At 54.7% G+C, this 26,698-nt stretch carries 30 protein-coding genes; 17 read left to right on the top strand and 13 right to left on the bottom strand.

The window, feature by feature from the left end:
• Positions 1-22 precede the first annotated feature (22 nt).
• From hrpA to KI613_RS17120, 5 genes are all read left to right on the top strand, one after another.
• Positions 23-3,979, top strand: coding sequence for an ATP-dependent RNA helicase HrpA (gene hrpA / locus KI613_RS17140; protein ID WP_226401586.1), 3,957 nt, complete (start codon positions 23-25; stop codon positions 3,977-3,979).
• Complete coding sequence (locus KI613_RS17135; protein WP_226401584.1) at positions 3,972-4,706, top strand: EI24 domain-containing protein; 735 nt, start codon at positions 3,972-3,974, stop codon at positions 4,704-4,706. The genes hrpA and KI613_RS17135 overlap by 8 nt, the downstream gene beginning before the upstream one ends.
• Positions 4,703-5,467, top strand: a complete 765-nt coding sequence (locus KI613_RS17130) for a competence/damage-inducible protein A (protein WP_226401582.1) — start codon at positions 4,703-4,705, stop codon at positions 5,465-5,467. Before KI613_RS17135 ends, KI613_RS17130 begins: the two co-directional genes overlap by 4 nt.
• A 220-nt stretch (positions 5,468-5,687) precedes the next feature.
• Entirely contained in the window at positions 5,688-6,122 is a 435-nt protein-coding gene (locus KI613_RS17125; protein WP_226401580.1) for a hypothetical protein, read from the top strand.
• A gap of 34 nt (positions 6,123-6,156) precedes the next feature.
• Positions 6,157-6,696, top strand: coding sequence for a hypothetical protein (locus tag KI613_RS17120; protein ID WP_226401578.1), 540 nt, complete (start codon positions 6,157-6,159; stop codon positions 6,694-6,696).
• Here the strand turns inward: KI613_RS17120 and KI613_RS17115 are convergent.
• Both KI613_RS17115 and KI613_RS17110 read right to left on the bottom strand, forming a co-directional pair.
• Positions 6,672-7,832 (bottom strand): IS1595 family transposase, encoded by a 1,161-nt coding sequence (locus KI613_RS17115; RefSeq protein ID WP_226401576.1) that lies wholly within the window; start codon positions 7,830-7,832, stop codon positions 6,672-6,674. The two genes, KI613_RS17120 and KI613_RS17115, sit on opposite strands and share 25 nt — an antisense overlap.
• 167 nt (positions 7,833-7,999) lie before the next feature.
• Positions 8,000-9,079: an IS1595 family transposase gene (locus tag KI613_RS17110; protein ID WP_226401574.1), complete on the bottom strand. Its 1,080-nt coding sequence runs from the start codon at positions 9,077-9,079 to the stop codon at positions 8,000-8,002.
• Between the two features lie 139 nt (positions 9,080-9,218).
• On the opposite strand from KI613_RS17110, the gene KI613_RS17105 reads away from it, so the two are divergent.
• The gene (locus KI613_RS17105; protein WP_226401572.1) at positions 9,219-9,410 is read left to right on the top strand and encodes a hypothetical protein; all 192 of its coding nucleotides are present in this window, start codon (positions 9,219-9,221) and stop codon (positions 9,408-9,410) included.
• Between the two features lie 2 nt (positions 9,411-9,412).
• Complete coding sequence (locus KI613_RS17100) at positions 9,413-10,165, top strand: GNAT family N-acetyltransferase (RefSeq protein ID WP_226401570.1); 753 nt, start codon at positions 9,413-9,415, stop codon at positions 10,163-10,165.
• On the opposite strand, the gene KI613_RS17095 is transcribed toward KI613_RS17100, so the two are convergent.
• Positions 10,162-10,374, bottom strand: coding sequence for a hypothetical protein (locus KI613_RS17095; protein ID WP_226401568.1), 213 nt, complete (start codon positions 10,372-10,374; stop codon positions 10,162-10,164). The two genes, KI613_RS17100 and KI613_RS17095, sit on opposite strands and share 4 nt — an antisense overlap.
• A 115-nt stretch (positions 10,375-10,489) precedes the next feature.
• Here KI613_RS17095 and KI613_RS17090 point away from each other — a divergent pair.
• A protein-coding gene (locus tag KI613_RS17090) for an IS3 family transposase (protein ID WP_226399398.1) occupies positions 10,490-11,610 on the top strand; the annotation gives its coding sequence in 2 pieces (ribosomal slippage) (positions 10,490-10,736 and positions 10,736-11,610; 1,122 coding nt in all).
• 39 nt (positions 11,611-11,649) lie between these two features.
• Here the strand turns inward: KI613_RS17090 and KI613_RS17085 are convergent.
• A complete protein-coding gene (locus KI613_RS17085; protein ID WP_226401566.1) occupies positions 11,650-12,627 on the bottom strand; it encodes a hypothetical protein in 978 nt (325 codons plus the stop codon).
• Between the two features lie 23 nt (positions 12,628-12,650).
• On the opposite strand from KI613_RS17085, the gene KI613_RS17080 reads away from it, so the two are divergent.
• From KI613_RS17080 to KI613_RS17070, 3 genes are all read left to right on the top strand, one after another.
• Positions 12,651-12,929 carry a helix-turn-helix domain-containing protein gene (locus KI613_RS17080; protein ID WP_319004076.1) on the top strand — a complete coding sequence of 93 codons (279 nt, stop codon included), beginning with the start codon at positions 12,651-12,653 and terminating at the stop codon, positions 12,927-12,929.
• 104 nt (positions 12,930-13,033) lie between these two features.
• The gene (locus tag KI613_RS17075; RefSeq protein WP_226401564.1) at positions 13,034-13,759 is read left to right on the top strand and encodes a hypothetical protein; all 726 of its coding nucleotides are present in this window, start codon (positions 13,034-13,036) and stop codon (positions 13,757-13,759) included.
• Positions 13,759-14,670 carry a hypothetical protein gene (locus KI613_RS17070; RefSeq protein WP_226401562.1) on the top strand — a complete coding sequence of 304 codons (912 nt, stop codon included), beginning with the start codon at positions 13,759-13,761 and terminating at the stop codon, positions 14,668-14,670. Before KI613_RS17075 ends, KI613_RS17070 begins: the two co-directional genes overlap by 1 nt.
• Before the next feature lie 346 nt (positions 14,671-15,016).
• Here the strand turns inward: KI613_RS17070 and KI613_RS17065 are convergent, their stop codons facing one another.
• Together KI613_RS17065 and KI613_RS17060 are read right to left on the bottom strand one after the other, a co-directional pair.
• On the bottom strand, positions 15,017-16,129 hold the full coding sequence (locus KI613_RS17065; protein WP_226401560.1) for a hypothetical protein: 1,113 nt from the start codon (positions 16,127-16,129) through the stop codon (positions 15,017-15,019).
• A 5-nt stretch (positions 16,130-16,134) separates the two neighbouring features.
• Positions 16,135-16,950: a helix-turn-helix transcriptional regulator gene (locus KI613_RS17060; protein WP_226401558.1), complete on the bottom strand. Its 816-nt coding sequence runs from the start codon at positions 16,948-16,950 to the stop codon at positions 16,135-16,137.
• Positions 16,951-17,072: 122 nt separating this feature from the next.
• On the opposite strand from KI613_RS17060, the gene KI613_RS17055 reads away from it, so the two are divergent.
• From KI613_RS17055 to KI613_RS17030, 6 genes are all read left to right on the top strand, one after another.
• Positions 17,073-19,271, top strand: a complete 2,199-nt coding sequence (locus KI613_RS17055) for a hypothetical protein (protein ID WP_226401556.1) — start codon at positions 17,073-17,075, stop codon at positions 19,269-19,271.
• Between the two features lie 10 nt (positions 19,272-19,281).
• Positions 19,282-19,563: a hypothetical protein gene (locus tag KI613_RS17050; protein WP_226401554.1), complete on the top strand. Its 282-nt coding sequence runs from the start codon at positions 19,282-19,284 to the stop codon at positions 19,561-19,563.
• Between the two features lie 50 nt (positions 19,564-19,613).
• The gene (locus KI613_RS17045; protein WP_226401552.1) at positions 19,614-19,934 is read left to right on the top strand and encodes a hypothetical protein; all 321 of its coding nucleotides are present in this window, start codon (positions 19,614-19,616) and stop codon (positions 19,932-19,934) included.
• Between the two features lie 11 nt (positions 19,935-19,945).
• Positions 19,946-20,944, top strand: coding sequence for a tetratricopeptide repeat protein (locus tag KI613_RS17040; RefSeq protein WP_226401550.1), 999 nt, complete (start codon positions 19,946-19,948; stop codon positions 20,942-20,944).
• A 98-nt stretch (positions 20,945-21,042) separates the two neighbouring features.
• Positions 21,043-21,375 carry a hypothetical protein gene (locus KI613_RS17035; protein WP_226401548.1) on the top strand — a complete coding sequence of 111 codons (333 nt, stop codon included), beginning with the start codon at positions 21,043-21,045 and terminating at the stop codon, positions 21,373-21,375.
• 12 nt (positions 21,376-21,387) lie between these two features.
• Positions 21,388-21,948, top strand: coding sequence for a hypothetical protein (locus tag KI613_RS17030; protein WP_226401546.1), 561 nt, complete (start codon positions 21,388-21,390; stop codon positions 21,946-21,948).
• 25 nt (positions 21,949-21,973) lie between these two features.
• Here KI613_RS17030 and KI613_RS17025 read toward each other — a convergent pair whose 3' ends face one another.
• From KI613_RS17025 to KI613_RS16995, 7 genes are all read right to left on the bottom strand, one after another.
• On the bottom strand, positions 21,974-22,381 hold the full coding sequence (locus tag KI613_RS17025; RefSeq protein ID WP_226401544.1) for a hypothetical protein: 408 nt from the start codon (positions 22,379-22,381) through the stop codon (positions 21,974-21,976).
• 132 nt (positions 22,382-22,513) lie between these two features.
• Positions 22,514-23,080, bottom strand: a complete 567-nt coding sequence (locus KI613_RS17020) for a phasin family protein (RefSeq protein WP_226401542.1) — start codon at positions 23,078-23,080, stop codon at positions 22,514-22,516.
• Between the two features lie 74 nt (positions 23,081-23,154).
• Positions 23,155-23,715, bottom strand: coding sequence for a phasin family protein (locus KI613_RS17015; protein ID WP_226401540.1), 561 nt, complete (start codon positions 23,713-23,715; stop codon positions 23,155-23,157).
• 235 nt (positions 23,716-23,950) lie between these two features.
• Positions 23,951-24,547, bottom strand: a complete 597-nt coding sequence (gene lptA, locus KI613_RS17010) for a lipopolysaccharide transport periplasmic protein LptA (RefSeq protein WP_226401531.1) — start codon at positions 24,545-24,547, stop codon at positions 23,951-23,953.
• The gene (lptC, locus tag KI613_RS17005; RefSeq protein ID WP_226401530.1) at positions 24,544-25,125 is read right to left on the bottom strand and encodes an LPS export ABC transporter periplasmic protein LptC; all 582 of its coding nucleotides are present in this window, start codon (positions 25,123-25,125) and stop codon (positions 24,544-24,546) included. The genes lptA and lptC overlap by 4 nt, the downstream gene beginning before the upstream one ends.
• Positions 25,122-25,649, bottom strand: coding sequence for a KdsC family phosphatase (locus KI613_RS17000; RefSeq protein ID WP_226401529.1), 528 nt, complete (start codon positions 25,647-25,649; stop codon positions 25,122-25,124). The genes lptC and KI613_RS17000 overlap by 4 nt, the downstream gene beginning before the upstream one ends.
• Positions 25,649-26,647: a KpsF/GutQ family sugar-phosphate isomerase gene (locus tag KI613_RS16995; protein ID WP_226401528.1), complete on the bottom strand. Its 999-nt coding sequence runs from the start codon at positions 26,645-26,647 to the stop codon at positions 25,649-25,651. Before KI613_RS16995 ends, KI613_RS17000 begins: the two co-directional genes overlap by 1 nt.
• Positions 26,648-26,698: the final 51 nt, after the last annotated feature.

The following is a 26,698-nucleotide window of genomic DNA, read 5'->3' as shown; positions in this document are numbered from 1 at the left end:
CCCCGCTTTGCTGTACCGATGAATGAAACAAGAGAAACCCGCCCGCGCTGCCGAACTCGCTGAAAACCTTTGCCTGAGCAGCGACCTGAAGCGCCTGCGCGGCATGCAGCGCGAATTGTTACGGTCAACCGGAAATAAGCGCGAAAAACTGCAAGCCGATCTGGCCGCGCTGCTTGAGCGTTCGCGCGCGGCCGTGGCCGAACGCCGGGCCCGACTGCCGAAACCGGAGTTTCAGAGCGATCTGCCGGTCAATGAGCGGCGGGCCGACATTGCTGAGTTGATCGAGAAAAATCAGGTCGTCATCGTCTGCGGTGAAACCGGTTCGGGCAAGACGACGCAGTTGCCGAAGATTTGTCTCGATCTGGGCCTTGGCGCCCGTGGACTGATCGGTCACACCCAGCCGCGCCGGCTGGCCGCCCGTTCGGTCGCGACGCGGCTGGCTCAGGAATTGAAGACGCAGGTCGGCGCTGGCATTGGTGTCAAGATCCGCTTCCAGGACCGGTCGTCCCCGGAAAGCTGGGTCAAGCTGATGACCGACGGCATCCTGCTCGCCGAGTCGCAGTCTGACCCCTACCTCAACGCCTACGAGGCGATCATCATCGACGAGGCGCACGAGCGCAGCCTCAACATCGATTTCCTGCTCGGCTACCTCAAGCAGTTGCTGGTCAAGCGGCCGGACCTCAAGGTCATCATCACCTCGGCGACCATCGACGCCGACCGGTTCTCGACGCATTTCACGGTCAACGGGAAAAAAGCGCCGATTATCGAAGTCTCCGGCCGGCTCTACCCGGTCGAGGTGCGTTACCGGCCGGTCGAGGATCTGGAAAAAAAGGACGACGAGCGCGATCTCTACGACGCCATCGTCGATGCGGCCGACGAAGTGGCGCGGCTGGGCAGCGGCGACATCCTCGTCTTTCTGCCCGGCGAACGGGAAATCCGCGAGGCGGCCGAAGCCCTGCGCAAGCACGCGCTGGCTCGCCCCGGTTTGTCGAGCGCCCATGCTCCGGAAATCCTGCCGCTTTTCTCGCGCCTGTCGGCCGGCGATCAGGATCGCATCTTCAAGCCTTCCGGCGGCCAGCGGCGCATCGTGCTGGCCACCAATGTGGCTGAAACCTCGCTCACCGTGCCGGGCATCCGCTACGTCATCGACACCGGGCTGGCCCGCGTCAAGCGCTATTCCTACCGCAACAAGGTCGAACAGTTGCAGATCGAAAAGGTCTCGCAGGCGGCGGCGCGGCAGCGGGCCGGGCGATGCGGCCGGGTGGCGGCGGGCGTCTGCATTCGTTTGTACGATGAGCTGGATTTCAACGCCCGGCCGCCCTTCACCGATCCGGAAATCCTTCGGTCATCGCTGGCCGGCGTTATCCTGCGCATGAAGTCGCTGCGTCTGACCGACGTCGAGAGCTTCCCGTTCATCGAGCCGCCGCCGGCCAAGGCCATCGCCGACGGCTACGCGCTGTTGCAGGAACTCGGCGCACTGGACGACGACAATGTGCTGACGCCGATTGGCGCCTCGCTGGCCAAACTGCCGCTCGACCCGCGCATCGGCCGCATGCTCGTCGCGGCGCGCGATCTCGGTTGCCTCAAGGAAGTCATGGTCATCGCCGCTGGCCTGTCGGCGCAAGACCCGCGCGAACGGCCGCAGGACCGCCAGCATGCGGCCGACGAAAAACACAAGCTGTTCGCCGACGAGAAGTCGGAATTCCTCGGTTGGTGGAAGCTCTGGAACTGGTTCCAGAACGCCGTCGAGCACAAGAAATCGAACAAGCAGCTGATCGATACCTGCCATGCCCATTTTCTGTCCTATTTGCGCATGCGGGAATGGCGCGAGGTGCATGGGCAGTTGCATGCGATGGTGGCTGAGCTCGGCTGGAAGGAAAGCGAACTGCCCGGCACCTACGACGCCATCCACCAGGCGCTCCTCGCCGGCCTGCTCGGCAACCTCGGCTGCAAGGCCGACGAGTCCGGTTTCTACCTCGGCGCGCGTGGCATTCGCTACCTCATCCACCCCTCGTCGCCGCTGCAAAAGAAGGCCGGCAAGTGGATCATGGCCGCCGAGATCACCGAGACGACGCGCCTCTTCGGCCGCTGCGTCGCCCGCATCGAACCGGACTGGCTGGAGAAAGTGGGCGCTCACCTTGTCAAGCGCCAGTACTTCGACGCCCATTGGGAAAAGAAGATGATGCAGGTTTCGGGCTGGGAGCGGACGACGCTCTACGGCGTGGTCATCAACCCGAAACGGCGCATCCATTACGGCCCGATGGCCCCGGCCGAATCGCGCGAAATCTTCATCCGCCAGGGCCTGGTCAGCGAGGAAATCGACGAGGCTTTCGCCAAGCGCTGGCCCTTCTTCCAGCACAACCAGAAGCTGATCCGCGAGATCGAGCACCTCGAACACAAACAGCGCCGGCAGGACGTGCTGGTCGATGACGAGCTGATTTTCGCCTTCTACGACTCGATCATTCCCGAAGGCATCCACAACGGCGCCACCTTCGACCACTGGCGCAAGGAAGCCGAGCGCGAGACGCCGAAGCTGCTCTACCTGTCGAAAGATGACCTCATGCGTCACTCGGCGGCCGGCGTGACGACCGAGGCTTTTCCGCATCACATCAAGGTGGGCGGCATCGATTACCCGCTGAGCTACCACTTCGAGCCCGGTTCGCCGCGCGATGGCGTGACGCTGACCTTGCCGCTGGCCCAGCTCAACCAGATTCCCGTGCTCCGCATGGAATGGCTGGTGCCCGGGCTGCTCAAGGAAAAGCTCGTCCAGCTCATCAAGACGCTGCCGCAAAAGATCCGGGCGAAAGTGGTGCCGGTGCCGGAATTTGTCGAAGAATTCATGTCGACCGTGGCAGGCAACGAAAAGAAGATGAATCAGGGCCTGATCACGCCGCTGATCGACCACATCCTCGAAGCGCGCGGCCTCAATGCCCGCGGCTGGGCCGTGACGCCGGATGCCTTCCGGCCCGATGCGCTGCCTTTGCATTTCTCGATGAACTACAAGCTCATCGACGAACACGGTCGCCAGCTCGACATGAACCGCAGCCTCGTAGCCCTGCGTGCAGAGTGGGGCAAGCAAGCCAAGGATGAATTCGCCGAACTGCACGAAACGCCGTCCGAATTCACCAACCTCTCCGACTGGACTTTCGGCGAGTTGCCGGAGCTCATGGAAGTTCCGGTCGCCGGCCAGACCGTGCTCGGCTACCCTGGCCTGACCGACGATGGCGAGAGCGTCAGCCTCAAGGTATTCGATTCCGCCGAAGAGGCCGCCGCCGCCCATCGGGCGGGTCTGCTTCGCCTGTTCATGCTGCAGTTCCGCGATCAGGTGAAGTATTTCGACAAGAACATTCCCGGCCTGAGCCAGATGGCCATGCAGTACATGGCGCTGGGCAGCGCCGACGACCTCAAGAACCAGATCGTCGCCCTGACCTTCGAGCGCGCCTGCCTGACCGAGCCGCTGCCGACGACGCCGAATGCCTTCAAGAGCCGTTGCGGCGACAGCAAGGCACGGCTCGGGCTGATCATGCAGGAGGTTTGTCGGCTGGTCGGTACGGTGCTCACCGAATGGCAGGCCGTGGTCAAGAAGCTGCCGGCCTTCAAGGCGCATGCCGCGGCGGTCGCCGACATCGAGGCGCAACTCAAGCGCCTGATGGGCAGGAACTTCCTGATCGATACGCCCTTCGAGCGCCTGCAACATTACCCGCGCTACTTCAAGGCCGTCGTCGTCCGCCTCGACAAGCTCAAGGCCAACCCGGGGCGTGATGCCCAACTGATGGTCGAATACACGCCGCTATGGACCAACTACGAACGCCGCGCCATACAACTGGCCAAGCTCGGCACACTCGACCCGCAGGTCGAACAGTTCCGCTGGCTGCTTGAGGAATTGCGCGTCGGCCTCTACGCGCAGGAGTTGCGGACGCCGGTGCCGGTTTCCTCCAAACGGCTGCAAAAACAATGGGAAGGAATCAAGAATGGGTGACGTCATGCTGGCCTTGGCGCGAACCTTCGCCAACCTCAAAAGCGGCAAGGTCTGGCTCTATGTCCTGACCCCGGCGCTATTCTCTCTGTTGCTGACCGTCGCGCTCGCCGTCTGGGGGCTGGGCTGGATGGTGCAGCAGATGATGGACTACCCGCCGATGACCCTGCTCGTCGGCTGGGGCCTGGTCTGGGTGGCGCACATCCTGGCTTACCTCGGCGGCTGGATGGCGATCTTCGCCGTCGCCTACCTGACGGCCTCGCTGCTGGCGGCCATTGTCATCATGCCGCTGATGCTCAAGCACCTGTCGGAAACCGAATATCGCGATGTCGCGGCGATGGGCAAGGACAGTTTTGTCGCGGCGGCGGTCAACAGCGTTCTGGCCTCGATTTTGTTCATTGTCGGCTGGCTGATCACAATTCCGCTGTGGCTGATTCCTGGTTTCTCGCTGCTCGTGCCGCTACTGTTGATGGGCTGGCTGAATCGCCGGACTTTCGCCTACGACGCCCTGTCGATGCACGCTACAGTCGGTGAGTGGCAGGAAGTCCGCTCCGGCCAGAAAACGCCGCTGTTCATGCTCGGCCTGACCATGGCGCTGCTCGCCCACATTCCGCTCGTTGGCCTGCTGGTGCCGGCGCTGGCCGCGCTGTCATTTGTTCATTACGGGCTGGAAGCGCTGCGCCGGTCGCGTCACGGCGCCGTCGTTACCATCGAGGGAGAAAGACAATGAGTCGCACCTTTGGCGCCGTCGTCATCGGCGACGAGATTTTGTCGGGCAAGCGGCAGGACAAGCACTTCGCAAAAATAGCCGAGTTGCTCGGCGCGCGAGGCCTGCGCCTGAGCTGGGTCGAATATCTTGGTGACGACCGGGAACGCCTCGCCGCCACCTTCAAGCGCACGATGGCGGCCGGCGACGTGGTGTTTTCCTGCGGTGGCATCGGTAACACGCCCGACGACCACACGCGGCAAGCGGTGGCGGCGGCGCTCGGCGTCGATCTGGCGCTGCATCCCGAAGGTTTCGAGGAATTGAAAGCCCGTTTCGCTGGCGAAGAAATCACCGACCAGCGTCGTCAATTGGTCACTTTCCCGGCCGGCGTGCAGATAATTCCCAACCCGTTCAACCGCATCCCCGGCTTCATGGCCAACGATCATTACTTCGTGCCAGGTTTCCCGCAAATGGCGCACCCGATGATCGAATGGGCGCTCGATACTTTCTATCGGGATCAGTTCAAGGCGGTCGATGGCACGGTCGAAAAGGCTTTCCTGCTGACCGGCCCGACGGCCTACGAAAGCGCGCTGCTCGACCTCATGGAGCGCATCGTCAAGGACTACCCGACGCTGCGCCTGTTCTCGCTGCCCTCGCTCGTCGGCAAGGAGCGCAAGCATCTCGAACTCGGCGTCGAAGGTTCGCCGGAACTGGTCGACCAAGCGATGGAAGAAATTCGCATCGAAGTCGAAGGTCGGGGAATTACCTGGGTCTGGCGTCCCTGATCCGTTTTTCGGACTTCCACGGTCAACCGGGCTTGCTACGGTCAACCGTAAAAAACGGCCAAAATTGAAATCCCCCAAGCGCCAGACGCGCTGTTATGTACATGTTGCACAAGACCCCTAGTTCTAGCTCTGCTAAAACTAGGGGATGCCAAAATACATAAGCAACGCGCTATGCCTGCTCATTCGTGAGCGGGCATATTCCAAAGGAACGCTGTCTTCCTTGGAAAAAGAGGAGTCTTTGTCCGTTGCGGACTTTGTGCAACTGCGACAAAGCATCCGAAATCTACGGCGTCAAAAGAAAGAACTGCTCGCCAGGATCGGCAAGCTCGATGCCGAAATCACCAAGCAACTTCCCGTAGATCCTGACGATATTCGGCCAATCCGCAGTACCCCTCGATCTGGCTCCAAACATGGCGCTATTGTCAGAACCATTGTTCGCATTTTGACGGACAGCGATGGTCCTGTACGTACGCCAGATATCGTTATGGTGCTTGTTGACGAACTTGGTTGGTCGTATGGCACAAAGGAGGAGCGGGAAATCGCCAGGAAGAAGGTGGTTCAGCCGCTACGCGTCCTGGTGCAGAAGGGAGCCGTCATACGGTTGCACGATACCGCAAAGAATAAGATAGGCCTGTGGCAATGGGTAGGCATCTAAAATGACATATTTATACAAGCCCAAGCATTGAATAATGGCCAAGCACATTAGTAATAAGCTAGCAAACGCGATCAGAGATTACGCGTATGCCAAGGGCGAGTTTCAGAAGCAAACCGACGTGATTGCTCGACTTAAAAGTGCGAAGCAGCATCATGAAGAGCTATTGCGCGAAATTGAAGAACGTCTAACCGCTGCACAACAGTGCAGAGATGAAGCGGATATCAATATGAAAGAGGCGAATAGGCAGATCAACGAACTGGCCCCGAATATTACGGAGAAAGCCATTCGTGGCATCGTGAATACGCCAAAAACTGGTGGACTGAAGTGGGGAGAGTTCAAAAAAGAACTGATAGCCATTCTGCTTGCCAACCAAGGGACGCCTGTTCCCACCAAGCTATTTATTGAGCATTTTTCCGCAAAGTACGCCATTCCCAAAGAAACACGGCAACAACGATACGCACTAAGCCAACGAATTCTGAGGCGACTGGAGGAAATGGCAGAAAAGGGGGTTATCTCAAGACGGCGGGCTACGGAGGGGCGTCGGGAGGTTTATTGGCTTTGGATTGGACTCTGAGTTTTCTGTTCTCGTGGGTCGTCGCCAACCCAGAACAAAATTTCGTCTTTGCGATGATGCCCACGGTTATAGCCACGCCAATCTTGTGACACCCCGGCCCCAAAGATTCGCTTAGTGAGACTCTTTATCTGCTCCAGGGTGTTCATTCGACGCACTTCCTCACGCCAAGCACATTCGGCTGCATAGTCAGCCATGTAATGCGGTGTAATTCGGTGATAGATACCTTCTTCCGCACGACGTAGGCGGCTAAAAAAACTTTCTGCTTGGTTCTCGTTTACGCCGTCATCAGTAGAAAACTCAATCGAGTGGTTCACTGATTCGTGCTTGTACCCATACAGAGGAAGGTTTTTGTAGGCAGCTAGTTCATCGGTCCATATCCTTGAACCTTTTTCCACCATTTTTTGAGTTAGCGCTTCGATTTCCGAGGCTGTTTCTCGATGGATGATGGCAGTTATCGTTCTTACAGACCCTCTGCCTTTGGTTCCAGTGGTTTGACATGCAGCCCAAACAATACGGCGGTTCGGATGAAAGCCACGATAGCGCTTGTTTCGGATTTTTCTGTGCTGAGCCTCCGGTGTGTCATTCGTTGTTTCTGGTGCCACGGGCTCTTTTGCCGCATATCTCTTCGGAACCTGCGGATCTTGCTTCTTCGGCTTTATTTTCCGCCCCTTGCGCGGCCAACCGGACAAGTGAGCACCATCCATCTCAACATTTCCGGAGAGAGGTGTCTGATCGACGGTTTTGCGGATAGCGTCCCGAACTCGCCCAAGAAAGGCAAAACATGTTTTGTAGGTATGGCCGATGTGACGACGCAGTTCCAGAGCAGCCAACCCTTTTTGGCCAGCCAAGAATAGAAATAAGGCCAACAAAACGTCACGGAAAGGCAGCTTGCTATCAGCCAGGGCAGTTTTGCTCGTAACAGAGAAGGTGTGCTTGCAGTGTTTGCAGCGCCACTGCTTCCGGGTTCGCAAAAAGTAATGTTTATCTTCAACGCCGCACTCAGGACAAATTTGCTTTCCGTCACTTCCCCATCGCAATTCGACCAGATATGACCATGCCTGCTCCTCCGTAAGCTCGGCAATTTGTTTGGTCGTAAGTGGGATGGCTCCTTTACTGAGCCAGAAGTGAGATGGCATGTTCGTACATTCGTTTTCGAGGCGAAATGTACGCGCTTGCGTATATGGTAGTCAAACAATATTTTCAATAAAATCAATAAGTTAAATTTGTCTTCCGTGGAAAAAGATGCCGTTGTTGTAATCTATTTTGGACAAAGTTTTCGGTCGCCAAAAAAGCCTTTTGGAATTCACGCATTGCCAACAAACAGCAACTCAGCCTTTCGCTTGTTACCCACGCTGTAGTTGCACCAATCCGACGATACCCCGGCCCGGAAAGTTGCTTTGCCCAGCGAGAAAAGCTGATCGCGGGTATTGGTTCGCCGGATGTCCTCGCGCCAGGCAATCTCCATGGCGTAGTCGACCATGTATTTCGGGGTGATGCGGTGATAGACGCCGATGACCGCACGGCGCATCCGAGAGAAATAGGACTCGGCCTGGTTTTGGTTGACGCCTTTTGGGGTACTGAACTCTTCCGAATGATTGACGGTTTCGTGGATGTAACCCATGAGCTTGACGTTGCCGTAGGCCGACAGTTCGTCGGTTCGAAGCGTCGATTGCTTCTCCACGTATTTTTTCACCAGCGCGTCAATATCAGCCTGGTTCTCCGATTTACAGACGGCCACAACCGTCTTGCTTGCACCTTTTCCTGGCTCACCAAAACTCTCCCGCAGAACCATGATGATTCGCCGGTTGGGGTGATACGGGTTTGCATCAGACGCCTTTTCCTTGGTGCGGTGTTGGGTCTGGTATTTCTTGGGGATGTCCTTCTTATCGGTGTTATCCGCTTTCTTTTGTCCTTTGCGCGGCACGCCTGAGAAATGACCACCATCCATCTCGACGGTGCCTGATAGCTTTGATGTCTGGGATTGACCGATCATGATCACCTCGCGCAGCTTGTGGAGTAGCGTGTACGAGGTCCGATATTGGCCACCGATGATCCGGCGCAAGTGCAAGGCTGCCAGCCCCTTCTGGTTGATTACGAAGGTGAAGACAGCCAACAGCAATCGGCGACAGCCAATCTTCATGTTGTCTAGCACGGTGCCGCTGGTGAGTGAAAACGAGGTTGCACAGTGCTTGCAGCGCCAACGCTTCTGGGTCCGGATATCGTAGTGCTTGTCGATGACGCCGCAGTGTGGGCAAACGATGGTTTCGGGAGATCCCCAGCGCATATCGGCCAGAAAGTAGCGTGCCTGTTCGTCGTTGAGGCTGGAGACAGCATCAAGCGTCATAGGAATTGACTCGGCCTTCAACCAGAAGTGCGCGGACATAGAGCTACCCAAGACTTGCTTTGTCTCGAATGGACAAAGCTGTGTATAGTGCGTTTGAAATACGCTTTATGTCCAAATTCTACTGCGTTTGTATTGCACTATGCAATATATCGTCACGCATTATTTTCGAGGTCGGCTTATGGCCAAGAATTCATCTACCCCAATGACGATCCGTATCGATGACGATGCGCGGCGGGCACTGCTGATTGCCTGCGAGCACGAGCATCGTAGCCAGGCCAATATGATTGAGTTTTTGATCATCGATTACTTCAGACGGAATGGGATGGCCTATCCGCCAGAAGAAGCCAAGCAAGAGATATCCAAGGATTAGCCATGGCTGGCCGCTCATCGATACGTCGTTCGACAGAAGCTGACCTTCAAGCTATCCATGCTTGGCTGAGCGAGGAAAAGTCCAGAGGAGTGCCCGGCAACTTCCTCTGCAATTGGACACTTACCGAAGCCAAGCACCGAGAGGGGCGCTTACTGGTATATGTGGATGGGGCAAGCCAGCTTCCAGTGGCTTACCAGTGGGGCGGGTTGATTCGGCCAGGCATCCTTCAAGTTCGCCATGACCAGCGCGGTAAAGGCATAGGCCGAAAGCTCGTTCAACGCTGCATCGCCAATGCCGAGAAGAAAGATGAATGCCTACTCTTCATTGAATGTAAGCCAAGCACTTCAATTCCTTTCTGGCAGTCGATGGGATTTACGCTGCTCGATGGCAACGGCTCGAATAGCAATGCCTACCAGATTCTTGAGAGGCGCAATCAGCTTCCGAGCGACAGCAAGCCAGTGGAGGCTGCCATTCGCTTCTACCCGGAAGAGTGGAAATGGGACAAGACTACGCGCCCCTGCTGCACGGCGACTCCCGCTGCGGCCATGACCGCCGATGGCATCGTTCACCTCGGTGAGCGGGTGTTCTTCTTTGAAGACCTCTATGGCGATGTCGGCGATCCGGTCGTAGAGATCGTCATCGATAGCAAGAACTACTACTTCGATAAAGCCAAATACGACCAGGCACGATATCTCGGGCTTCGGCGTTGTACCAATGGGTATTTCATCGACGCCATTCGGGCATCAACGCCTTAAATCGAAGCCCAATCAGGCTGATGCTTCTCGACAATTGCCTTGGCGATATTTGTCCATTTGAGCCTGTTGGCAACTGCCGAGTCGCTAGTAGAACGGCTCTCCTTTGCAATTGCGTCAAAGAACGCTGAGTTCTTATACGTAACAACCCTCTTGTAGATATCTTTCCCTTCCGGCTTTTTGTCGGTGTAGTACGCCACATGCAGCGTCATCGAATTCGGCTCGTCATTTTCTTCACTGCCTCTACGAGGTGAGGTGATGAGGTGCCCCCAATAAACAGTGCCACGGGGAATTTAGTAAAGTCCGTTTTCGAGAAGGAGAATGGACTTGAAGAAGCGGTTTTCAGAAGAGCAGATCATCGGTTTCTTGCAGCAGGCGGAAGCCGGAATACCGATCAAGGAGCTGTGCCGGCAACATGGCTTCAGTGACGGATCGTTCTACAACTGGCGAGCGAAGTTCGGCGGGATGACGGTTCCGGATGCCAAGAGGCTGAAGGAGCTCGAAGCCGAGAATGGCAAGCTCAAGCGGCTGCTGGCCGAATCGATCCTCGATGCGGAGGCGCTGAAAGCGGCTTTAGGCCGAAAACGCTGAGCCCCCAGCAAAAGCGTGAGGCAGTCATGGTGATGCAGGAATCGACGAAGATTTCCGAACGCCGTGCCTGCCAGCTGGTGGGTCTATCGCGCACGGTGCTGCACTACGCGTCAAAGGCGCAGCCAGAGAATGAGCAATTACAGGCCAGACTGGTCGAACTCGCCGGAGAGCGGCGCCGGTTCGGCTATCGGCGCCTGCACGCTCTGGTTCGACGGGAAGGTGTTGCGGTCAATCACAAACGACTCTATCGGCTCTACAGCGATGCCGGCCTGACGGTCAGGCGGCGCAAGAGGCGGCATGGTGTCGCGGTCGAACGGCAAGCACTTGAGCTGCCCTCGGGTCCGAACGAGGTCTGGTCGATGGATTTTGTCAGTGATGCCTTGGCCAGCGGCCGACGAATCAAGGTGCTGACCATCGTCGATGATTTCAGCAAGGAATCTGTCGATCTGGCAGTCGACTTCGGCATCTCGGGGCATTACGTCACGCGGGTGCTTGATCAGGCAGCCCGGTTCCGTGGCTACCCCAAGGCCATCCGGACCGACCAAGGGCCTGAATTTACCGGCAAGGCACTCGACCAGTGGGCTTGTCAGCATGGCGTTCAGCTCAAACTGATCCAGGCAGGCAAACCGACCCAGAATGCTTTCATCGAGAGCTTCAATGGCCGATTCCGGGACGAGTGTCTGAATGACCACTGGTTTACGAGTCTGGCTGAGGCTCGTATCCTGATCGCTGTCTGGCGCCGGGATTACAACCAGCACCGGCCCCACAGTGCGCTGGGTTACCAAACTCCGGCAGAGTTTGCGGCCAAGCATCGGACAACGCGTTCCGACCTGCCGGCCGTGGAAGAGTGTCTTTAGCAGTGCAACCCAAGGACTTTTACTAAAAGGCCCTTGGCACTAAATCCGGGGGCACCTCAGGCGTTCTGAAACCAATGCCAGATCACGGCGTTCAATCGCCTTGGGAACAAGATTGTCTGGATCTTTGGTCTGATATCGCTGGATAAAGGCATTCAGCGCGGATGATGACTGGGCCGCATCAAAAGCCATCCGGTAGTCATTGAGACTGGCCTGCGCCAACTTCTCGCTTGCCTTCGGTACAAGACTATCTGGATCGTTGTTCGAGTAACGCTGGATGAAGCCATTGAGAGCAGTCGCTGTACGGGCTTTCGCGAAGGCTTCCTGGTAAGCCAACCGTTCCTTGGCTTCTTTCTGCTCCTTTAGTTGTCCCAGCACGTTCGTTTGCTGCAACAGCGCAATCACCTTGGCCTGATCAACCGCGACCTCTCGAATGGATGTTCCGGTCAGTACGTTCATCCCGAGAGTGGCAACGGTCAGGAGGGCCTGCGCCCCAAGCTGAGCATCCACCGTCGACGTCAACGAACTATCGCAAGGGTTGTAGTCTTCCCTTCCCTGAGATTCGCGGGAATGTACCAAGCCGGTCCAGCACTTGAACCGATTACGTTTGTTATTGATGAGCACAACCCGGAAATCGGGTTCCACATAAGACAGATCGCTGGAGAAAAACAGAACTTCCCGAGATGCGAAGTCGGCTACAGGGAGCGGAACTGAACTAATGCTCATAACCTTCCAGCCTGTATCTGTCTTCTCAAAAACGGCGTAGTGACCAGCGGCTCTGCCCTGTGTCGACTCCAGGCTGTTGCCAATCGTGATGCCCATCGCTCGCGCTACGGCGTCAGGCGATTTCGCGGCGTCTGTGGCAGAAGTGCCTTGCTGCACGTCCTGAGCAACAGCGGGTTGAAAGAAAGCGCCGCACAAAGCAGCGGCCAACCAGATCCCTGTTTGTTTTTTCATTCTCCGACCTCGATAGTCTGCCGAGATGTAAAGCTCGATTTGATAGCCGTTAGTGGCTGCCATTCACCAATCACGGTACATGTACCGTGGATTGCCGCGCATCATATCGAAATCATGACGATGTGCCAAATCTCTCGAAAAATCGTCAAGATCCCCTACTGCTCGCCCTCGGAGAAGCCATCAGGCGCATTCGCCTTGAGAAAGGGATTTCTCAGGAAAAGCTCGCGCTACTCGCTGAGGTAGATCGGAGCTATGTGGGGAGAGTGGAGCGCGGCGACAACAATGTGGCCGTGCTGACCTTGGCGAGGTTGGCTAAGGCTTTGGATCTGTCCATGAGGGATCTCATGGGAGAGGCGGGGTTGTAATGGAATGACGTTTTGCTAAATTTTCTTCTTCATACCTTGAGTAGCAGAGATGCATCTCCAAAGACGGTAATATGTTACTTATCGTAGCTCAAGCGAGAAAGAACATGACCCAAACACCAAGCTTACCAGGCGAAACCATCAAAAATTTTATATTAAGACTAACGACCGAAGCATGGGAGCAGAATCAAGAGGGGGTTTTGCTTTCTCGGATCGGATCTGAAATCGCAAAAAAACCAGAAATCGCCAAGGTCGAAATTCGTGATCGAAAACTTTCGGCCTTTATTCAAGAGGAACTTGCTGGCGAAGTCAAAATATTACCTTCCAAAGAAAACCCAATTGTCACAATTGCCATTCCAGACAGTGCGATTATTGATGTTTCCAATTCCGCTCAATATTTCCCAAAAGCAGACCAAAGCAGAAAAACCGTTCGAGCCTCTGGGGTAAATAAAGCAATTCTACTTGCTTTTTCTCGACCGCTAGCGTCGGACAAAAAACGAGTAATTTCGCTATCCCCTGTTGTTCGGTTCGTAGATATTGGTGCTAACGATGAAGTGCCTGAGGCTGCAAAGGTGCTTGACGCCAAATGGATCGCGCTTCCCAATGGCGAAGAAAGTGGTGAAGAACATAGCCGAAGAATTCTCAATAATATTGCCGCATGGAGAGAATCTGTTGAGCTTGAGCCTAAAGCGATTGCGGCAAAAAGCAAGGTCGATGATGCTCACACAAAATCAGTTCTTGACCTTCTGATTTCAAGTCTGTCTGAATCAGAGCAAAAACGTATCCAAATCCCGCTCGATATTATTTCAAAACTTAAACGCAGACTTGTGTAATGAAATTCGCTTTTGCTTTTGCTGGAATTCCGACTGAAGTATTTGATAGTGTTGCCAAGGAGGCAAAGTTTATTACTGGCGGTGGAAATACATCGCATCACTTCATCAAACATGGACCAGACGGAACTCCATATCGCGAATTTGAGGTGAGGCAGCTAGTCAATACATTTAAACCGTATATTGAGCAAGAAACCCGTGAAAAAGACAAAGACACAGGAGAGGTTGCTTTTGCCGTTTTTTATATACGCGACCAAGAAAGCGATTTTGTTATCCGCGATAACTTGTTCCCTTTTTTGATAACAATTCCTATTAATTGGGAGCTTGACTACTCCAGCGAATTAACTTTACGGCAATCAAAGAACGAACTTGTTCGCCAACTCAACACACTCTGCATCGATGCACGAAAATTAATCGTGGCCCTTCAAAGGGAATTGGTTGAGCAGAGACAGCGTACCCCATGGTTATTGCCAATTCGCAATTTCAGATCACGCCATCTTGTTCCTGGCTTGTATGAGATACAAGATCAATTAATCATGAATGAGAAAAAACCTGAGGCCCTATCAAAGTTAACTGATGCATTTAGGCACCATCATCCACCTCAGAAACGCCAGGATAGCCATAAGAGTGATCGTCGTTATTTTGTCGATGATTCGGGCGTAATGTTTAAACCACCAGGGAAGGATTTGCATGGTTTTCATAAGCCGAGTGACGGGCACAATGAAATTTGCGCAATCAGTTCTCAACGTAGGCTTGGAGTGCCATACCATCGTGCACTTCACTATGATTGTTCCAAGGGCGACGGGGCAACTGAGTTAAATCTTTATAGCTGTCATCGCACAGAACTTGCGCCGATTTCAAGCGAGAAGCATATAAATATTGCAACCAACGACTACACTAGGCCAGAGAAGTAGAAACGGCCGGTATAAATACCGGCCGCGTCACAAAACGGAACAGTGTTGCTTAAGCCACGAAGTAGACCAAAAGGGTCTTCTTACTCATGCCTAATGATGAAACTTCCACGGGGGGAGCCTTGCAAAGCCGACCCTTACCGTCTAGTCCTTTCATCAAGCCAGTTTGACGCAACGAAAACTGACTACTCGCTAGGCGCATCCCCTGTTTCTACAAAGAAAACAAGGTAAGCGCACATGGGGCGTTGGTGCACCAACAGTTGGTGCCAAACTTCAATATAGCAGTACCTAACACCTTTGTCACGCAGGTTTGTCAAAACCATCACTTGAGGCAAGTGGCTATCTCTATCTATTTGACAACAGGCACTCCATCTACTGAATAAACGTGCCCCTTGACCGCACCACCAGCATCCTTGCCAACAAGAGTCGGGCGAACCCATACCCGCTTGACCTGTGATAGCTTTGGTCCGCATGGCTGCATGCGCCAATGACCCCTACGCCAATGAGTTCTGACAGCATGACTATCTTTCTCCGCGTCGTCTTGGACTGCTGAGTAAGCAGCAGCAATCCCACAGAGGCGAACGACAGTGAACCCATCCACCATCAGTGCATTGCGAGCATTCCGAATGGCTTTGGGCTTTCCGCCTTTGACTGCTTTCTCGTACGACTCTCGGGCAATCTGCGGAGCTTCGTCTGGAACAATCAGGTCGGTGTCAGCACCGTAGCCGTCCAGATAAAACAGGGCATTGAGCACCAAGGACAGCGCCGCATGCACCACAGGACGGGTAGAGGCATCCCACTCCTGAACCGTGTCATGAATTTCTTCTTTGAAGCGGTTGTCCTCTGTTTCTGCGATATCTGCGTCCAAAGCTTTGTCGATGGCCTCGTGGGCAGGCAAATTCAGATTGGCCTGAGGAATTGAGAAGCTTGGGCCGGGTAACTTGCTCCAATTTCCGCCGGGGCGAGATAAGGTAAGCTGAATTGTCAGTTGTCCTTCTGGGCCACTATGAAAATAGGCTCCATCGACGAATTCAGCTTCTGTTCGCCACCATTCATCTAAGGCAAGGTCTTCCTGCAAGCCAAGATGAATGAACCCCGCTGGGTATGGCAGCGTGAGTTTCCCAATCGGCGTTTCCGATAGATCGGTACGTTTGAAGTCGGCAAGGATCTTTGGTGTGAACTGAAAAACTTGCCGTCCTGCACTGACATACAGGGCATGCAACAATGTGAGTTGCATTAGCTGGCGAGAAAGAACGTAGAACTCAGCGGAAACTTGCCCATCAAACCCGTCCATAACGGCTTGCAAATAAGCTTCAGTCGTGCGTGATGACGCCGAAAACGCGTTGGCCAATATCTTCCCATCAGACCCCATGCAGCCTTGATTCCCGGCTTCTGTTGCCAAGCGGCTAAATTGGGAGTTATGGAACCTGATGCAACCAAAGTCGGAGTGTTTTTCGCTCATATCATTTAGAACAAAGTCTTTTTCAATTGTCCAGGATTGGTAATCTCAATCTGAAACTCCGGTGGCACTTCCTTCTCAGGATCAACAGCCGCTCGCAGATCTTGAATGACGTACTGGGCCAGGCAAGCACGAACTGGCAACCGTCGATTTTCTAGCCCCCCGAAGTTCTCGCCTCGAACCACCTCTTGCTGCTGGATTGAGAGCTTTCTGTGGGCTGCCAGTTCGATCAAGACCACCTCATGCCAAGCCTGATCGTCGTCAATCGTTTTGGGCGCAGCTTCAGCAACCGGCGAGGCTGATTTGATCCGACCCAGCGTAAAGTCACGAAAATCCTGACGCTTGGCGCACCAGCCACGCACATGCCAGCGACGGCCAACGTGGATGATGGAGTGCGGGAAGATGGTTCGCTCTTCGAAGGCTGGATTGGTCATCGAGGCGTAGCTAATCCTGATGCCTGTTTTGTTCAAAGTTGCTTTACGCAGCAGCGCGAAGACAACCGGCTTAACCTCTGTCAGGTCGATACGGGCATCAACAATGCAAGGATTCGAGTCCTCGCCTATCTGAGTCTGCCGAACATACTCATCTAGAGAAATATCAGTCTCAATACCTTCAGGCGTTGCGGGCTTCAAGACCTTTGCCCTGCCATCCTCAATAATCCGGTTTCCCATCAGCAAACGAAACTCACCAAGCAATCGACTTGCTTGAACCGGTTGCAATCCGAAGAGCTTTCGCACGCGTGCGTTACCAATCTCGCCTTCCCAGGCAAGCACACCTTCCATGATCTTCAGACGGTGATCTCGCAATGCTGGTTTGTTAGACATTCTCTACCCAATTGTGCATACGACATTTATCTACTATGATAACTTATCACCTATGATAAGTTCTTTGTTCTGGCGAATCGTAGCAGATTAACCATCCCTCTTTGTATCTTAGGCAGGAAGAAATGAGCGCTGTCCACAATCCAACAAGCTATCAAGTAATCCCTGAGGTTGATCCTCAATTGCAGAGCATTACAGGCAAGGACTTGGTATTGGCGTGGGCGCGTGACATTGAGACGAAGGAGCCAAGGTACATCGGCGAACTTCGAAAAAATCAGACAGGGCAGAAATGCGGGTGCGAATGCTATAGCTGCAACCTACCTCTCGAAGCCGTGAATGCGGGCAAAACCGAGTTCCACATCAGACCGCACTTCCGACACCCAGACGGCGCTCCCAAAGGTGAGTGCCTGGTATTGGCAGCAAGAGCCGCTGCCCTTGAGATGCTACTGAAGGAAGGAGAACTGTTCCTTCCTCACCGCCGCCAATCCAAAAAAGTGGAAGGTTTGAGCGGTGAGTATTACGAGGCTTGGGTAGATGCACCGAGAGAGCCTATCCGTATTGCCGAATACAAGATCGAAGATCGGGTGAATGCACTTCTGACTCTTGAGGATGGCCGTCTACTCAAGGTCTGCCTTGTCGGTAGCGTAGAAGCGTCTGATGAGGAAAGCGAGTATCTGGAAATCACGCCGATGATCCGCTTGATTGTTGACGACCCATCCATTGCGGCAATGTCCCCGGAGGAGCTTCGGAAACGGATCACATTGATCATTGATGATGGCCGGTGGTGCTCCCACTGGTCTGACGATGATCTCGCTGCACAGGCCCTAGCAGATGCGGAACAGAAAGCCGAAGACGCCCTGGATTGGCTGAATATCCCGGAAGGCATCAGCAACGAACTCAAGCGCGAGACACTGCTTCATCTCAAAGCCAAGGAAATACTGGAGCAAGAAAAACAAATCCAGCTACCTCCCTTGGCAGTGAGTTCGAAACGTGAATTGCCAATGGGGCAAGTAATCGAGAAGAAGAGAAGCCGGGCTGAGCAGTTGGTTCAACTTGCTGAAGTCAGGCTAGAACAGCATTTGGGTGAAATCAAACCGGACGTTCTGGCCTCTACGATTGCGGTAGGTGACTGGCCAGCCGATACGCTGTCCATTGAGATCACCGTTACCAATACGATTGACGAAGAACGACTGGAAAGAATTCGTCAAAAGGGAATTCCTACCCTGGAGATTGATGTTTCCCGGATGGGAGGGAAAGTAACCCTTGAGGAGTTCAAGAATCTAATCGTTCATGAGGTTGCCGCGAAGCGCTGGCTATACCACCCGTGGCTCGAAACAGAAAAACGCAACCTCGATAGCCTGGTTGAACAAGAAGCGGTGATTGCCCTAGAGAAGCAACAGCGACAGGCAGAAAAGGACCGGAGGGAACGAGAGTTGATGCAACTGCCTTTGACTGAGCTAGCGGATCGGTATCTAAAGGCGGTTGAGACCTACGGCAATCTTAGGGTGCAGTCTGAGGCTCCCGATAGCGACAAGATTGCTCTGGCACGCTCACTTGGTCAGGTATATGAGTATGCCAAGATCTTTGGCAAGCGAGGTTACTCCGAGGCTCAAGATGATTTTCTATTTGGTGATCGAGGAAATATCCTGGATCGCATCATGTCGATCAAGCAAGACAAATGCATCGGCTACAAGCTGAATACCGCCTGGCAAGTCATCAACGCAATCCTTCAGGAAAAGCAAAGCTTTGCCATGTGGCAATGGCACTCCCTGTATCTGATTGCTATCAAGGTCTACAACCCAACCTTGAACGCAGAGCAAACAGAAAAATATCGGAAATGGCGAGACCGGGTTGAGGCTAGTCTAACGGAAGGAAAACTTGAGTATCGCCGGGGCGAGCGATACGACCGCCTTCTTTGCCTGCTCTTTCCTGAAATGGCTGAAAGGATCAATAAGCCGCTACCGGGAGGAGCACATCAGAACTCTGTTGAAGCGCCTTATGTCGGAAGAAATAGCGATCCGTACTGGGTAGAAGCTACGTGGAAGACCGGCAAAACCAACTGGCATCCAGAATTTGTTTCCCGCAGAAAAGATGCACGTTGGGGGCAGATCATAGAGATGGGCAACAATTTCAGAACTGACCAACATGAAGCACAGGATGCTGTTGAAGAATGCTCCAGCTACTTTTCCTTCCACCCCGACATGATCCTAATTGCTTGGAGTGAGGCAAACCTGATTGAGCAGAACAAAATGCTTTACGGGACTGATCTTGCGACTTGGGAGAGAAAAAATCCTGATGTGGCCCGCAAATGGTTCGGGGAATAGAAGAGTAGTGATGCGAGAAGCATTTGAAGAGTTTTTGATGGTCATTGCATACTCAGCAAGAACCCAGCTAGCTTTATTTTTTGGCGCACTGTTCTTCGTCGGCATTCTTTTGGTGGGTGATTACTTCACCAGCCATTTTGAGTTGCACGGCATGTTTGCTCCGATGACAGACGCCATTCGAGAAAAAATTGCCCATCGCTATGACAAGGCAGCCTGGCTCGCCTTGTGCAGTTTTCTTGTCCTTGCCTTCAAATGCTACAAGAAAGACCGGAAACGGCTTCTATACCTCTGATACCAAGGTTTTTATCCAGCTACTTACCTTCCCCTGAGAAAGGAATTTCAATGTTCAAAATTGACGGACTCGATGAACTGCAACAGAAGCTTGATGACTTGGCCAAAAATGCCGAAGCGCTAGATGGTGAACACAGCGTTCCCGTCTCAGAACTTCTTACGGATGAATTCATTGCCAAGCACACTTCCTTTGCTTCATCGGATGCGATGTTCGAAGCAAGTGGCTTTAAGATCGAAACCCAAGAAGACTTTGCGGCTATTCCAGATGACGAATGGGATACATTTATCCGCTCGGTCTCAAGTTTTGATGATTGGCAGAGCATGCTTGGTGCCGCTGGCCAGGAATGGGCCGTGCGAAAGCTGGGTCTTTAAGGGGGGATCACATGGGTTTATTGGATTTTCTCTTTGGCGGCAACAAGCGCCAGACGAAAGCAGCGCAACAACCAACACCTCGGCCTGTGTCGGCAGGGGCAATTTCCTTTCACGACAAATTCGTTGAGATACCGTCAATAGGCTTCTTTGGTCAGTTTAGTAAATCACATTCTGGCGAATGGGTACTTTGCTGGAGCGATAGCGACGAAGCGGGACAACGAGGCGGGCATCGAGACAGTGGCAAAGGTCGCTATGTCTTGTATAGCGCTCAGCAGAAGGCAGTTGTACTACAGGGTAAGCTGGAGCGCCCTAACTCCGGCAATGTCGCTGATAACGGCAACTTCTCTATTGAAGACTGGCATTTCAGTAGCGAATTGTCAGGAACATTCTATGTATTCTCTTCTGACGGCAAGCAACTGACCAAGAAGAAATTCAATGCCAACCTCTATAACAGCGCCATATCAGACAGTGGCCGTTATGCAATCTGCCAAACGGCAAACTCTCCTGTTGGTGAAGACGGTAATCGTCTCACTGCATTTGATATTGAGGGGAATGCACAACTTTTTTCAATACATCCACCTACAGGATGGGCAGATAAATATCGATTTGAGGAGGGAAAATCTCAAATCGGCGTAGTCATAAACGGGATAGGTACGTTTCACTACGACATGCAGGGCCAGTTCGTCGACTCAGATAGATTCGGTGCTGCACGACTAGAATCCAAGCGGTATGACGTAGCTCTGATGGCCGCAGAGGAAATCTTAAAGGCCCCAGGTCTCAATGAGCAGCTTGCCAAAGCAGCCCTTGATGCAGCAACAAGAGCATGTGGCAATGGTGCCGATAATGACCAGGGTTGGAAAGCTGTCGCTCTGAAGGTCCAAGGATTGGCCCATGAATTCTTGCAGAACAATGAAAAGGCTTTGGCCGCTTTCGATCAGGCATTGGCAATCAATCCCAAAATAGGGGTCAAGCGCAAAGCTGACTCTCTGAGAAAAAAACTGGCCACCTAGATCGAGAGATCAGCCTGATACAGATACAACCACGGTGAATCACTTGACGATGGCAATTTGCTTGTGTATTTTACGTGTATCACACAAGAGATACACAAATGCCAGATCGAGCTACAGAGTCGCCGGAACCCACCCCAGCCCAGCAAGCGGCAGCCATTGTCCTTCGGTCGGGGTTGTCTGATTACGCAGGGTTGACCGTTCCCCGCAGCCATCGCTTTAGGCTGCACAACCATGACCGTATATTGGCACTCGCCGAGGCAGCAGGCGTTCCTTTTGCTCACATGCTGGAAGACGTTATAGCGAGTGGCCTTCACGCTATTGAGCAGGCTCTAGGGCCGGAACATCTGGACAAAATCGAATACACCCGCATCCGCTCAATGGATTCGGCGATGAAGGGGCGCAAGAAAGCCTCAGACATCCTTCCTACCTAAGAGTCGTCGGTTATGGCTGCTTTTTTTGTTGAATTGCTTGGTGACACAGGGCGCAAACGTCGCTATTCATCCCCTCTGTTTCTCAGCCCCAATGGGCAAATTACCTCTTTTCCAGAGACAGGTGATGATTGCTTCCCAAGTCTTTCCGCCGCGAAGGAAGCCGGTAAATCCAGTGTGGCCGACAAGAACTTCAGGGTTGGAAGGCTATTCAACCTCCTGCAATCAAGCCGCTATAAGTCCTGGCGTGACAAGGTGAAGCCTTACGATGGATTCAAGGAGTCTCGAACTCCGTTCCTTGATAGTTGGGACTTCTACCTACAAGGCGGATGGCAGGCGTTGCGAGGGAAGTACACAAAAGCTCACGCCTTGCAGTTGGTAAAACGCTTCATATCCGAAGGTCTTCTTGATGCGAAAATGGAAATCCTCGAAAGATTTTCCGCAGTAGAAGCCGAGTCGCCTGAGTTTTGGGAACTCATGCCTTTAATACACAGGGCAGACGCCTTGGGGGTAAAGGAAATCCACGTTTCCAATAACAATACATTGCAACTCTTACACCCTCAAATTCTGATCTGAGAAACAAAGACGAAAAATGACATATTCAATCAGCGCCTTCGTTGCTAAAGAAGAAAGCCCCTTCACCGTTCATGAGCAGTGCTTTTGCTGTGGTCAGAAAATTGATGGGCCAGTAGTTTCCTACGATGCTCATATCACTCCAGGAACGCTTTCTCGGGTGCTGATGCATCGGGACTGCGCGTTTGCTATGGCACAGAGAATCATTTGTGATGCGTGGCCAAACCGACGCCATGGTGACGTGTTGATGGCAAACGACAAATAAAGTCGAGTTGCGCAAGCGGAACGATATTTCGTCTAAAAATCTCAGTCTTAAGGCGATTTTTTCGTACCAAAAATTCCACCCAAAACAAAGTCCCCGGAGGACAAAGAATGTCTTCCGGGGACAAAGTATTTTAGGCAAAGAACCCAGCAAAATCGCGGGTTTCAAGCGCATTTGGCGCTCAGTCGTTATGCCAAAAGCAAGCTATTGATTACATGCATTTTGTGCAACATGTACATAACAGCGGCCAGACGTAAAAAAGCCCGCGAATCTCGCGGGCTTTTTCGTCAGCGCAGTGCGCCGGAATTACTTGGCAGCAGACTTGCGAGCAGCAGCTGTAGCGCTGGTCTTGGCCGGAGCGGCAGCCTTGCTGGCGGTAGCCATGTTGGCTTCGGCGATGTCGGACAGTTGCTTGGCCATGCCGGTCATGTTGTCGAAGGCCTTGGTCGAGGCGTTCAGCATCGACTGCATGGTGGCGGCGAAAACGTCACCACCGACCGGTGCGGAGGTCTTGGCCTTTTCGACGGCGCTGTTGATGTTCTTGGTGAAACTGCCGTACTGGGATTCCATGACCGAAGTGACTTCCTTCTGCATTTCGGCGACCAGTTCGTAGACGCTACGCGAGTAGTCCATCCACTTGGCGGCGTTCGGCTGGGTCAGTTCGGTGTTGAGCTTGGCGACAGCGTTGGCATCCTTGGCGCTCAGCAGTTGCTGGGTACCGGCCATCGTGTTGTTGAAGAACTCGCGGGAAGCGGCCATGTTCAGGGCGGTCAGACGTTCAACGCCGTCAAAGGCGGTGCGCAGCAGGGTCGTCATGACTTCGGCGTTGGCTTTTTGGGCGGCGGTCAGTTGTTCGAAGTTCGGGTTGCTCATTGTCATCTCCAGTTTTATTTGCAGGTATGGATAAAACAAAGCCCCCACATTTCTGTGGGGGCTCTTACAACTACTTACTTGGCAGCCTTCTTGGAGGCAGCAGCCGTGGCGCCAACAGCCTTGACAGTGGCGTTGGTGGCGGCAGCAACATTGGCTTCGGTGATCTCGGCAACCTGCTTGGCAGCCTTGTTCATGTTGTCGAAAGCGGAGGTGGCGGCTGCGATGGCCGACTTGACGGCAGCAACGGCAACGTCAGAACCAGCCGGGGCAGACTTGGCAGCCTTGTCGAGCAGGCCGGCAACGGTCTTCTGGAAGTCACCGAACTGGCCTTCGACCATCTTGGAAAGTTCTTCCTGGGTCTGGGCCGAGATTTCATACACGGAACGCGAGTAGGCAACAGCCTTCTCGACATTCGGCTGGGCCAGCGAAGCCTGGATCGACAGGGCTTCCTGGACGTCCTTGGCACCCATCAGGGCCTTGGCGCCGGAAACGGAATCTTCAACCAGCGAACGGGCGGTGTTCAGGTTCAGGGCAGCGATGCGCTCGGCAGAGGCCAGCGCGGTGTTGGCCAGGGAGAGCAGGGAATCAACGGCAGCCTTGTTGGCGGAAGCGAATTGCTCGGGGTTCTTGAACATGGGTTATCTCCAGAATTAAGGTTATGCGGAACAGTTTAAAACCGTAGCAGCGCTATCCCATGAAGCGATGTTGCACTGCACCATGTCATTAATTATAGGGATCATTGTCGTATTGTCAACGTTATTTTTGTGCGGTGCACAAAAATAAATAAGCCCATGAAAATCATTGGCTTGGCGGCTTTGCTGGCGCAGCGGACAGCGGCGTTCACCGTGGGTGGAACGCCGCGGCGCACTGCTATTGTGCGTTTTGCGACCCTATGTTGCCGGAGCCCTTGAGCTCCAGCCGTTCGCCGCGGCTTGCCGGCTTCGCCTCGCTGTCTTTGCTCTTCGGCTGAATGACGACGCGAACACGCCCCGGCGGCGCCTTCGGGTCGCGCGTTTCGCCGGCCGTGACGAGATATTTTTCACTGACCGCGTCGTACCAGATGTAGTCGCCGCGAACCTGGTCCTCACCGCTCTTGACCCAGGCGCGATGGAACAGTTCGACGACTTCGCTGTTGGTGTTGTACTCGATGCGCTCGCCCTCGCCCTCGACGTATTCCTCCTTGCCGTCGCGTTTCTGGCGGAAACGGGCGAGCCCGCTCTTGCCGCCGAAGGCTGTGCCTTTCTGGAAACCGTACTGGTCTTCCTTGATCACCACGCGGTCGGCTTTCAGGGTCATCGTGCCCTTGGTGATCAGGACATCGCCTTCGAGAATCTGGATTTTTTTCGCATCATCGATCGAGACACGGTTGGCCTCAAGCAGCATCGGCTTGTCGCGGTCAGCCCGTTCGGCGAGGGCAGGGAGGCTGATTAGCAGGCAGATGGTGAGCGTGGCAAGTCGAGTGGTCATGGCGCGGCCCTGGGTCGAATGTATTGTCCGCGAACCTGCGATTGCAGGACGAGGGTCGAGGTGTTGTTGTCGATATGGATTCCGACGCCTTTGACCCAGGACTGCCCCTGAGTGATTTCCACCGGGCTGCCGGTGAAGGCGATTCCGGCGTCGGGCTGGGCGGTCAGGTCGGGCATGCGGGCAACCATTTCCAGGCGGTCCGGCGTCGCCGCCCGGACCACGCTGACATTGTCCCAGAGAAAGATGGTTTCGCCCTTGGCGGTGACTTTGGCGTGATCGCCGGTCACGGTGACAGCGGCGCCTTCCGGGCGATAGCTGATCAACGTCGGCGACTTCAGCTCGGAGGTGTCGTCGTCCGGGTAGTGCACGAGATACGGCGCGGTGAGCCGATATTTGATCTGGCCGTTCTGGCCGAAACGGCGCACGGTGAAGTTCTCGGCCGTCGCATCCGGATCGTGGCGGAATTTGCCATCGTTATGCGTTTCGCCACGGTCAACGGTACTTTGCAGCCAAAAACTGAGCCCGGCCAGGACCAGCAGAACGATGACCGGAAAGAGTTGGCTCGGCCAGTGTTTCATTTCGTGCCGAGGTAGGGCGCGAAGGCCGCTTCGAGCTTGCCCTGGGCGGCGAGAATGAATTCGATGGCTTCGCGCACGGCACCCTTGCCGCCGCTCGCGTCGGTCACCATGTGGGCGCGCTCCTTGACGACGGGGCGGGCGTTGGCCGGCGCGATGGCCAGTCCGCAGCGGGTCATGGCTGGCAGGTCGATCAGGTCGTCACCCATGAAGGCGAGTTCTGACCATTGCAGCCCCAGTTGTTCGAGCAGTTGGCCGGAAACGGCGCCCTTGTCGCCCACCCCGTGGAAGACGTGTTCGACGCCAAGATCCTTGGCGCGGCAATTGACGACGTTCGAAGTGCGCCCCGTGATGATGGCCACCTTGATGCCGGCGCGGCGCAGCAGTACAACGCCGAGGCCGTCCTGGACGTTGAAGGTCTTCAGCTCGTGACCATCGTCGGTGTAATGCAGGCCGCCATCGGTCATCACGCCGTCGATGTCGAAGGCGACGAGCTTGATGTTGGCGGCGCGGGCGTTGATGTCCATCAGATAACCTTGGCGGTAAACAGATCGTGCATGTTCAGCGCGCCGATCAGGTGATTGTCGGCATCGACGACGAGCAGGGCGTTGATGCGCAGGCGCTCCATCATTTCGACGGCTTCGACGGCGAGGCGGTCGGGGCCGATGGTGCGCGGCGCGGCGAACATGACCGAAGCGATGTCGCCCTGCAGCAGGTCGATGCGTTTTTCGAAGGAGCGGCGCAGGTCGCCGTCGGTGAAGATGCCGAGGACCTCGCCGGCCGTGCCGGTAATCGCGACCAGCCCCAGGCCGCCCCGCGACATGGCGATGATGGCGTCGGTGATCGGCGTATTGGGTGCGACGGCAGGAACCCGGTCATCGGCGCGCATGACGTCGCGAACGTGGGTGAGCAGGCGCCGACCGAGCGAGCCGCCGGGGTGCGAGCGGGCGAAGTCATCCGGCCCGAAACCGCGGGCGTCGAGCAGGGCAACGGCCAGCGCATCGCCGAGCGCCAGGGCCGCTGTCGTGCTGGCCGTCGGGGCGAGGTTGTGCGGGCAGGCTTCCTGGGCAACGCCGGCATCGAGGTGAATGTCGGCCTCGCGGGCCAGCGTTGAAGTCGGCACGCCGGTCATCGAGATGATTTTGGCACCCTGCCGTTTGAGCGCCGGCAGAATGCTGAGCAGTTCGCCGGACTCGCCGGAATTGGAGAGGGCGAGCAGAACATCGTCGCGGGTGATCATGCCAAGGTCGCCGTGGCTGGCTTCTGCGGGATGAACGAAATAGGCCGGGGTGCCGGTGCTGGCCATGGTGGCTGCGATCTTGCGGGCGATGTGGCCGGATTTGCCCATGCCGCTGACGATCAGGCGGCCGTGGCTGTTCAGGATCAATTCAACGGCTCGGGCAAAGTCACCGTTTATTCGGCTTTTTAGAGCGTCGACCGCCGCAGCCTCAATGCTCAGGGTCTGACGACCCAGTTCCAGAGCGCGTTCCGGCGAGAAGCGGGCGGTAGATTGGCTTGGGTTCATGGGCTGGCTGAGGTTATGATGACCGAAGTATACCCGACTTCACGCAACGAC

This window comes from Ferribacterium limneticum (genome assembly GCF_020510585.1).
GTDB lineage: Bacteria > Pseudomonadota > Gammaproteobacteria > Burkholderiales > Rhodocyclaceae > Azonexus.
The sequence above is the reverse complement of the archived record's forward strand: the minus strand, read 5'-3'. Positions and strand labels throughout refer to the sequence as shown.